Here is a 7,986-nt window from a genome sequence, read left to right as displayed (position 1 = left end):
GCAGGTGTTGTTACCAAGATTTTGGAATAGTTTTAGGAGGCTTGAGGTCCGGTCATGATAGTCCCGACCCAGAAAATACGAATAAAATTAAAGGCTTTTGATCATAAGATACTTGATCATTCAGTGGCAGAGATTGTGCGAACGGCACGTGATACCGGAGCAAGGGTAGTGGGTCCTATTCCGCTTCCGACTAAAATAAGTCGTTGGACGGTTCTTCGTTCACCGCATATTGACAAAAATTCGCGGGAGCAGTTTGAGATAAGGACCCACAAACGGTTGCTCGATATACTTGAGCCAACTCAGCAGACAATTGATGCGTTGATGCAGCTTGAGCTCCCAGCGGGGGTTGAAGTGGAAATCAAGCTCTAAGGGGTGTAAGACATGTCTATGGTTCAAGGACTAATTGGTAAAAAATTGGGAATGACTCGCATATTTACCCCATCAGGGGAATCTGTTCCGGTAACAGTGATAGAGCTTGGTCCGTGTACGGTGGTCCAGGTGAAGACTGAGGACCGCGACGGTTATAACGCGGTTCAATTGGGTTTTAAGCCCAAAAAACTGACCAAGCTCAATAAGCCCATGCAGGGGCATTTCAAAAAGGCGGGGCTTGATCACGGTTTCTATGTTTTGAAAGAGTTTAAAGTGGATGATCCCAGTGCCTTTTCTCCGGGGCAGGTAATTACCTTAGCTGATCTTTCTCTTGAATCTGGAAAAAAAGTTAAGGTTACTGGAAAAAGTAAGGGTCGGGGTTTTGCGGGTGCTATTAAACGCTGGGGGTTTAAGCGTCAGCCCATGAGCCACGGTGCCAAACAGGTGCATCGTAAGCCTGGTTCAAGTGGAGCCAGTACTTTTCCAGGTCGGGTTATAAAAGGCAAAAAAATGCCCGGACATTACGGCAATGAGACTGTTACTATCAGGAATCTCAGCATCGTTGATGTTAAACCAGAAAAGAACGTCATTTTGGTTAAAGGGGCGGTACCTGGTTCAGTAAACAGCTACGTTTACGTATATTTCAATACGTAGGGGAGAAATAATTATGGCCACGGTGGCGGTGGTTAACAACAAAAAAGAAAAGGTGGACGAAGTGAACCTTCGAGAAGATATTTTCAATGTTCCGGTTAAGGTGGGGCTTTTGCATCAAGTGGTGCGCTGGCAGATGGCGCGCTGGCGGGCAGGGACGGCTTGCACCAAGACCCGTGGAGAAGTTCGTGGAGGAGGTCGTAAGCCCTGGCGCCAGAAGGGTACAGGCCGTGCCCGTCAGGGTAGTATCAGGGCTCCCCACTGGGTTGGCGGTGGAGTGGTTTTTGGTCCTAAGCCAAGGGATTATGAGTTTAAGGTTAATAAGAAAGAACGTCGCTTGGCTCTCAAGATGGCTCTTTCAGCCAGGGCTCAGGAAGGAAAGCTTTTGGTGGTTGATGATTTTGGCCTTGATGAAATAAAAACAAAAAAGTTCCTTGAGTTTTTAAGACATCTCGATGCTGAAGATGCTCTGGTGGTGCTTCCTGAGCGTGATGAAGTGGTAGAAAAAAGTGCCAGGAATTTGCCTACAGTAAAGGTGTTAACAGTTGATGGCTTAAATGTCTATGACATTTTGGACTATGAATATTTGATTATTAAACGTGAGGCCTTGCCAAAAATTGAAGAGAGGCTTTCAAGATGAAGGATCCAAGGACCATTATTTTAAAACCAGTAATAACTGAAAAGTCTATGATGCTTAAGGAAAAGAATAATCAGGTGACTTTTTGGGTAGCACCTGATGCCAACAAAATAGAAATTAAGCAGGCGGTGGAGTCTCTTTTTGACGTAAAGGTAGAAAAAGTGCAGACCATCAGGGTTAAAGGAAAGCCCAAAAGAATGGGGCGTTTTGAGGGACGTCGTTCTTTGCGTAAAAAGGCCATTGTGCGTCTTGCCCCAGGGCATAACATAGAAATTTTTGAAGCAGTTTAAGGGGTAGGATTATGCCTATAAAGAAGTGTAAGCCAACATCACCTGGCCGGCGTTTTATGAGCTTTGTGATAGATCCGGATTTGACGCCGGGTAAAGAGCCGGAGAAGTCGCTACTTGAGCCTTTAAAAAAGACCGGCGGTCGTAACGTATATGGCCGGGTAACAGTCAGGTTTAGAGGTGGAGGGCATAAGCGCCTTTATCGTCGTATAGACTTTAAGCGCAATAAAGACGGTATTCCTGCCAAAGTAGCAGCCATTGAATATGACCCTAACCGTTCGGCCAATATTGCTCTTTTACATTACGCTGATGGTGAAAAGCGCTATATTCTCGCGCCCCTTGGTCTTAAAGTAGGTGATGTTTTAATGTCTGGCGAAAACGTGGAAGTAAAAGTGGGCAATTGTATGCCTTTAAGAAATATTCCACTGGGTACTATTATTCACAATATAGAGCTTAGGCCCGGGAAAGGTGGCCAGATGGCTAGAGCAGCTGGTACTTTTGCCCAGCTTATGGCCAAAGAAGGTGACTATGCCCACTTGAGATTGCCTTCAGGTGAAATTAGAATGGTCCACCTTGATTGTCGGGCCACTATAGGCCAGGTAGGAAATATTGACCATGAGAATGTAACTCTTGGTAAGGCTGGTCGTTCTCGTTGGCTTGGCAGAAGGCCCCATGTGCGCGGGGTGGCTATGAACCCGGTTGATCATCCCATGGGTGGTGGTGAAGGGCGCACTCACGGTGGGCGTCACCCTTGTTCACCCTGGGGGCAGTTGGCCAAGGGGCTTAAAACCAGAGGTAAAAAACCTTCTGATAAATTTATCGTTAGAAGACGTAAGGGCTAGGAGAGGTGAGATATGCCTAGGTCAAAAAAGAAAGGGCCATTTGTTGATGAACATCTCTGGAAAAAGGTGCGTAAGGCCCTTGAGACTGGAGATAAAAAAGTTATTAAAACCTGGAGTCGGCGTTCCACTATTTTACCCGAGTTTGTGGGTTTAACTTTTGCCGTTCATAACGGGCATAAATTTATTCCCGTTTATGTTACCGAGAACATGGTTGGCCACAAGCTGGGTGAGTTTGCCCCTACTAGGACTTATAGGGGCCATGCCGCTGACAAGGGTAAAGTAAAAGGTAAGAAGAAATAGGAGTTAAGCTATGGAAGCGCGGGCGCAAGCTAAATATGTGCGTATATCACCTTATAAAGCGCGTTTAGTGGTAGATCTCATACGCGGTAAATCGGTAGATGAGGCCCTGAAGATCTTGCAGTTTACCCCTAAAAAGGGGGCGCGTTTGGTGCGTAAGGTTTTAGAATCAGCGGTGGCTAACGCAGAACACAACTATCAGATGGACCCTGATAAACTTTACGTAAAGCGGGCTTATGTAGATGAGGGGCCACGGCTTAAAAGGTTTTGGCCGCGGGCTTTTGGTAGAGCCAGCCGTATTTTGAAGCGCACCAGCCACATTACCGTGGTGGTAGAAGAAAAACCTGAGAAATAGCAAGGAGGGCGAGCTTTGGGTCAGAAAGTAAATCCCATTGGATTGAGAATAGGGATCACTAGGACTTGGGATTCCCGGTGGTTTGCAAAGGGTAATTTTCCCGAGTTGGTTCACGAGGATTATCAGATACGTCGTTTTATAAAAGATAGACTTAAGCATGCGGGAATCTCTAAGATTGAAATTGAACGGGCGGCAAACAAGGTCCGTATTATTATACATACGGCTCGCCCGGGTATTGTTATCGGTAAAAAGGGTGTAGAAATAGAAGCCCTTAAAAAAGAACTGGAGAAGCTTACCGGTGGCAAAGAGATTCACGTAGATATCGTAGAAGTTCGTCGTCCAGAGCTTGATGCTCAGTTGGTGGCGGAAAATATTGCTACTCAGCTTGAACGCCGTGTTTCTTTCAGGCGAGCTATGAAGCGGGCCGTGGCACTTGCCATGCGTTTTGGAGCCCAGGGCATTAGAGTTCAGTGTAAAGGGCGTTTAGGAGGAGCAGAGATTGCTCGTAAAGAATGGTATCGTGAAGGCCGTGTGCCGCTTCATACTTTACGCGCAGATATTGATTATGGTTTTGCTGAGGCTAACACCAAGTACGGTGTTATCGGGGTAAAAGTTTGGTTGTTTAAAGGTGAAGTTTTGCCTGAAAAAGGGGAGATGGCGCCTCTTAATATCTAGGAGGTTATGAAAAATGCTTTTACAGCCACGTAAAGTAAAATATCGCAAACAGCAAAAAGGGCGCAACCGCGGAAAATCCTGGCGTGGAAACGCGGTTTCCTTTGGAGAATTTGGCTTGCGTGCTCTTGAACATTGCTGGCTTACTTCCCAGCAGATTGAAGCTGGCCGTGTGGCCATTGTGCGTTGTGCTAAAAAGGGAGCCAAGATATGGATTAGGGTTTTTCCAGATAAGCCTATTACCAAAAAGCCGGCTGAAACCCGTATGGGTAAAGGTAAAGGCAGTGTGGAAGGCTGGGTGGCTGTTATTAAACCTGGCCGTATAATTTACGAGATTGAAGGTGTTCCCGAAGAGGTGGCACGTGAAGCTTTGAGACTTGCGGCGGATAAGCTCCCTATTAAGTGCAAGATTGTTTCGCGGGAGGACAGGGTATGAAACCAAAGGAGCTTCGTCGTCTATCGGTGGTGGAACTTCAAGACAAATTACGTGAGTTGAGAGAAGAGCTCTTTAATTTGCGTTTTCAGAAGTCTTTACATCAGCTTGAAAATCCCATGCGGATAAGGCAGGTAAAACGGGATATTGCTAGAATTCTTACTATTTTACGTGAGAAAGAATTACAGGGAAAAACTTCATAATTAAAGGGTCGCGAAGATGGCAGAGAAAGCTAAAAAAGGCATAAAACAGTTTATAGGTATTGTAGTTAGCGACAAGATGGACAAAACCGTAGTGGTGGCGGTTGAGCGTCTTAAGATGCATCCTCTTTATAAGAAATACATTAAAAGGCGTAAAAAGTTCATGGCCCATGATGAAGAAAACACCTGTCGGGTAGGCGATAAAGTTTTGATTGAGGAAACAAGGCCTCTTTCCCGTCATAAGAGATGGCGGGTGAAAAGTATCATTGAACGGGCAAAGGTTTTAGACAAAACTTCAGAAGAAAAGGCCCAAGAGGAAGTTTAGAGAGGGTGGTGATAGCTTATGATTCAGCAACAGACATATTTGAATGTGGCAGATAACTCTGGAGCCAAAAGGATAATGTGTATTCGTGTGCTGGGGGGAGCAGGGCGGCGTTATGCGCGCATTGGAGACGTAATTATTGCTTCGGTAAAAGAGGCTCTTCCCAATTCTAAGGTAAAGGCTGGAGATGTAGTGCGAGCGGTAGTAGTGCGGACTAGAAAAGAGCAACCTCGCCCTGATGGGACTTTAATAAAATTTGATGAAAACGCGGCGGTGTTGATTAACCAGTGGGGAGAGCCTATTGGAACTCGTATTTTCGGGCCGGTAGGCCGTGAATTGCGCTCCAAAAACTTTATGAAGATAATTTCACTTGCGCCAGAAGTTCTTTAAGGGGTTAGGATATGCGACTTTTTAGAAGCAAACAAAAAAGGAATATAAAACCACACCAGGTTAAGGTTCATATTAGAAAGAATGACCAGGTAGTGGTAATTGCGGGAAAAGATAAAGGGAAAATTGGTAAAGTATTGCAGGTTTTTCCCCGGCGGCAACGTGCTATTGTGGAAGGGGTAAATATTGTTAAAAGGCACATGAGGCCTACCCCTTATGCTGAGGGTGGTATTGTGGAAAAGCCTGCTCCAATTCATATCTCTAACATAATGGTTTTTTGTCCCAAGTGTAATAAAGGGGTTAAGATCGGGCGTAAGTTCTTAGAAGATGGTACCAAAGTGCGCGTATGCAAAAAATGTGGAGAGATTATAGAGGCGAAGGAGTAGGGTGACTATGTCCTGGCTCAAGCAATATTACGAAGAAGAGGTTGTTCCTAAGCTTATGGAAAAGTTTGGTTATAAGAACAAATTAGAAGTCCCTCGTTTAGAGAAAATTGTGCTCAATATGGGGCTTGGTGAGGCGGTTCAGAATCCCAAAATTATAGACCAGGCGGTAGAAGAGCTGGCTATGATTGCTGGTCAGCGTCCCAGTATTCGCCGGGCCAGAAAATCTATTGCGGCCTTTAAATTGCGTGAAGGTATGCCTATAGGTGTTATGGTTACCTTGCGCAAAAACCGTATGTATGATTTCTTTACTCGCCTGGTAAACGTAGCCTTGCCTCGTGTGAGAGATTTCAGAGGAGTGCCGGCTCGCGGTTTTGATGGGCGTGGCAATTTTACCATGGGAATAGATGACCATACCATTTTCCCTGAAGTTGACCCTAACAAAGTAGAAAAGATAAAGGGCATGAATATAACTTTTGTTACTACGGCAGAAACAGATGAAGAAGCTTTTGAGCTTCTTAAAAATTTAGGTATGCCTTTTAAACGTAAGAGATAGGGAGGAGTCATGCCGCGTAAAGCGCAGATTGTAAAAGCATTGAGAGAGCCCAAGTTTAAAGTGCGCAAGCGCAATAGATGCTCTATTTGTGGCCGGGCACGGGCTTATATTCGCCGTTTCGGGCTTTGTCGTATTTGTTTCAGGAATCTTGCTTCCCAGGGCAAAATCCCTGGTGTAAGAAAAGCCAGTTGGTAAGGGGTGAAGGGCTATGATGACAGATCCAATAGCTGATATGCTGGCTCGCATTCGGAATGCGTGTCTGGTGCACCACAAAACAGTAGAGGTGCCAGCTTCTAAAATGAAGCTCGCTATTGCTAAAATATTAAAAGAAGAAGGCTATATAGAGGACTTCCGTTTCATTCCTGAGGGGCCTCAAGGTAAGATTGAGATTGTTTTGAAATATGACGAGCAAAAACGCCCGGTAATTGCGGGAATGAAAAAGGTTTCCAAGCCCGGGCGTCGTATTTATGTCAAAAAAGATGAATTGCCCCAGGTTTTAGGTGGTTACGGGATAGCTATTATATCTACTTCCCAGGGTATTATGACTGACAAAGAAGCCCGTAAGCGGGGCATTGGTGGCGAAGTTATTTGTGAAGTTTGGTAGGAGCGAGGTGAATTGATATGCTTTCACGTATTGGAAGAAGGCCGGTTCCCATCCCTGACGGGGTAAAAATTGAAATAAAAGAAGATAAAGTGATTGTGCAGGGGACTAAAGGGCGGCTGGAAAAACCACATCCGCCCCTGGTGGAAATAAAAGTTGAAGGTAATGAGGTAAAGGTTCTGCCGAAAGAAGTGCAAAAAAGGCTTGCCCGGAAAGTTAAAGCTTTTCACGGGTTGGCTAGAGCCCTGGTTAATAATTGGGTTACAGGAGTTTCTAAAGGTTTTACTAAATCTCTTGATATTGTAGGTCTTGGTTATAAAGCAGACTTAAAAGGTGACACTTTGATTTTAAGTGTTGGCTATTCACATCCCGTGGAATTCAAGTTGCCTAAAGGGGTTACGGCCAAGGTTCAGCGCGGAGCTGGAGATGTTCAGTTTCAGATCATTCTTGAAGGTATTGATAAAGAGTTGGTAGGCCAGACGGCGGCTAATATTCGCAAAATAAGGCCACCTGAGCCCTATAAAGGCAAAGGGATTCGCTATACTGGAGAAAGAATACTACGTAAAGCCGGAAAAGGCGGAAAGAAATAGGAGTAGGGTGAAGAGGCTATGGGAAGAACGAGTAAAAAGGTATTGGCACGGCTTAGGAGAAAACGTCGCGTAAGAAAAAAGATTTTTGGTACACCGGAAAGGCCAAGACTTTCGGTCTTTCGTTCTTGCAAACATATTTATGCCCAAATTATAGATGACGTTCATGGAAAGACCTTGGTAGCGGCTTCGTCTTTAACACCTGCTATTCGCGAAAAGGTTCTTGAGGCCAAAAAAGAAGGCGGAAAAACTGCCGTAGCCAAGGTTGTAGGTGAATTTCTGGGCCAGCGGGCAGTGGAAGCTGGTATAAAGAAAGTGGTTTTTGATAGAGGCGGTTATAAATACCATGGCCGTGTTAAGGCCCTGGCAGACGGGGCACGAGCAGGTGGTTTAGAGTTTTAGATTTA

At 45.2% G+C, this 7,986-nt stretch carries 18 protein-coding genes; all 18 read left to right on the top strand.

All coding sequences use genetic code 11. From position 1 onward, the window contains the following. Window positions 1-54 precede the first annotated feature (54 nt). The 18 genes from rpsJ to rplR are packed head-to-tail and all read left to right on the top strand — an operon-like array spanning window position 55 to window position 7,981. Window positions 55-369: a 30S ribosomal protein S10 gene (gene rpsJ / locus TH606_RS08140; protein ID WP_013908066.1), complete on the top strand. Its 315-nt coding sequence runs from the start codon at window positions 55-57 to the stop codon at window positions 367-369. A gap of 12 nt (window positions 370-381) precedes the next feature. Further along, a complete protein-coding gene (gene rplC / locus TH606_RS08135; protein ID WP_408033338.1) occupies window positions 382-1,023 on the top strand; it encodes a 50S ribosomal protein L3 in 642 nt (213 codons plus the stop codon). Window positions 1,024-1,036: 13 nt separating this feature from the next. Next, window positions 1,037-1,660: a 50S ribosomal protein L4 gene (gene rplD / locus TH606_RS08130; RefSeq protein ID WP_068542766.1), complete on the top strand. Its 624-nt coding sequence runs from the start codon at window positions 1,037-1,039 to the stop codon at window positions 1,658-1,660. Continuing rightward, window positions 1,657-1,947, top strand: coding sequence for a 50S ribosomal protein L23 (gene rplW, locus TH606_RS08125; RefSeq protein ID WP_068542764.1), 291 nt, complete (start codon window positions 1,657-1,659; stop codon window positions 1,945-1,947). The genes rplD and rplW overlap by 4 nt, the downstream gene beginning before the upstream one ends. A gap of 11 nt (window positions 1,948-1,958) precedes the next feature. Continuing rightward, a complete protein-coding gene (gene rplB / locus TH606_RS08120) occupies window positions 1,959-2,786 on the top strand; it encodes a 50S ribosomal protein L2 (protein ID WP_068542762.1) in 828 nt (275 codons plus the stop codon). Window positions 2,787-2,798: 12 nt separating this feature from the next. Further along, window positions 2,799-3,086, top strand: coding sequence for a 30S ribosomal protein S19 (gene rpsS / locus TH606_RS08115; RefSeq protein WP_013908071.1), 288 nt, complete (start codon window positions 2,799-2,801; stop codon window positions 3,084-3,086). Between the two features lie 10 nt (window positions 3,087-3,096). Continuing rightward, the gene (rplV, locus tag TH606_RS08110) at window positions 3,097-3,438 is read left to right on the top strand and encodes a 50S ribosomal protein L22 (protein WP_068542760.1); all 342 of its coding nucleotides are present in this window, start codon (window positions 3,097-3,099) and stop codon (window positions 3,436-3,438) included. A gap of 15 nt (window positions 3,439-3,453) precedes the next feature. Beyond that, window positions 3,454-4,113: a 30S ribosomal protein S3 gene (gene rpsC / locus TH606_RS08105; RefSeq protein WP_068542759.1), complete on the top strand. Its 660-nt coding sequence runs from the start codon at window positions 3,454-3,456 to the stop codon at window positions 4,111-4,113. A gap of 13 nt (window positions 4,114-4,126) precedes the next feature. Beyond that, window positions 4,127-4,546: a 50S ribosomal protein L16 gene (gene rplP / locus TH606_RS08100; protein ID WP_068542758.1), complete on the top strand. Its 420-nt coding sequence runs from the start codon at window positions 4,127-4,129 to the stop codon at window positions 4,544-4,546. Then, on the top strand, window positions 4,543-4,746 hold the full coding sequence (gene rpmC, locus TH606_RS08095) for a 50S ribosomal protein L29 (protein WP_068542756.1): 204 nt from the start codon (window positions 4,543-4,545) through the stop codon (window positions 4,744-4,746). The genes rplP and rpmC overlap by 4 nt, the downstream gene beginning before the upstream one ends. 16 nt (window positions 4,747-4,762) lie before the next feature. Next, window positions 4,763-5,068, top strand: coding sequence for a 30S ribosomal protein S17 (rpsQ, locus tag TH606_RS08090; RefSeq protein WP_068542754.1), 306 nt, complete (start codon window positions 4,763-4,765; stop codon window positions 5,066-5,068). Between the two features lie 18 nt (window positions 5,069-5,086). After that, window positions 5,087-5,455 carry a 50S ribosomal protein L14 gene (gene rplN / locus TH606_RS08085; protein WP_068542753.1) on the top strand — a complete coding sequence of 123 codons (369 nt, stop codon included), beginning with the start codon at window positions 5,087-5,089 and terminating at the stop codon, window positions 5,453-5,455. Window positions 5,456-5,466: 11 nt separating this feature from the next. Continuing rightward, window positions 5,467-5,838, top strand: a complete 372-nt coding sequence (rplX, locus tag TH606_RS08080; RefSeq protein WP_068542752.1) for a 50S ribosomal protein L24 — start codon at window positions 5,467-5,469, stop codon at window positions 5,836-5,838. A gap of 7 nt (window positions 5,839-5,845) precedes the next feature. Next, the gene (rplE, locus tag TH606_RS08075; RefSeq protein ID WP_068542751.1) at window positions 5,846-6,391 is read left to right on the top strand and encodes a 50S ribosomal protein L5; all 546 of its coding nucleotides are present in this window, start codon (window positions 5,846-5,848) and stop codon (window positions 6,389-6,391) included. A 9-nt stretch (window positions 6,392-6,400) separates the two neighbouring features. Next, window positions 6,401-6,586 carry a type Z 30S ribosomal protein S14 gene (locus TH606_RS08070; protein WP_068542746.1) on the top strand — a complete coding sequence of 62 codons (186 nt, stop codon included), beginning with the start codon at window positions 6,401-6,403 and terminating at the stop codon, window positions 6,584-6,586. A gap of 13 nt (window positions 6,587-6,599) precedes the next feature. Continuing rightward, entirely contained in the window at window positions 6,600-6,995 is a 396-nt protein-coding gene (rpsH, locus tag TH606_RS08065; protein WP_068542744.1) for a 30S ribosomal protein S8, read from the top strand. A 17-nt stretch (window positions 6,996-7,012) separates the two neighbouring features. Then, window positions 7,013-7,582 (top strand): 50S ribosomal protein L6, encoded by a 570-nt coding sequence (gene rplF, locus TH606_RS08060; RefSeq protein ID WP_068542742.1) that lies wholly within the window; start codon window positions 7,013-7,015, stop codon window positions 7,580-7,582. Between the two features lie 18 nt (window positions 7,583-7,600). Continuing rightward, window positions 7,601-7,981, top strand: a complete 381-nt coding sequence (rplR, locus tag TH606_RS08055; protein WP_068542738.1) for a 50S ribosomal protein L18 — start codon at window positions 7,601-7,603, stop codon at window positions 7,979-7,981. The last annotated feature ends 5 nt before the right edge of the window (window positions 7,982-7,986 follow it).

It is taken from the genome of Thermodesulfatator autotrophicus, from assembly GCF_001642325.1.
In the GTDB taxonomy this organism is placed as follows: domain Bacteria; phylum Desulfobacterota; class Thermodesulfobacteria; order Thermodesulfobacteriales; family Thermodesulfatatoraceae; genus Thermodesulfatator; species Thermodesulfatator autotrophicus.
The sequence above is the reverse complement of the archived record's forward strand: the minus strand, read 5'-3'. Positions and strand labels throughout refer to the sequence as shown.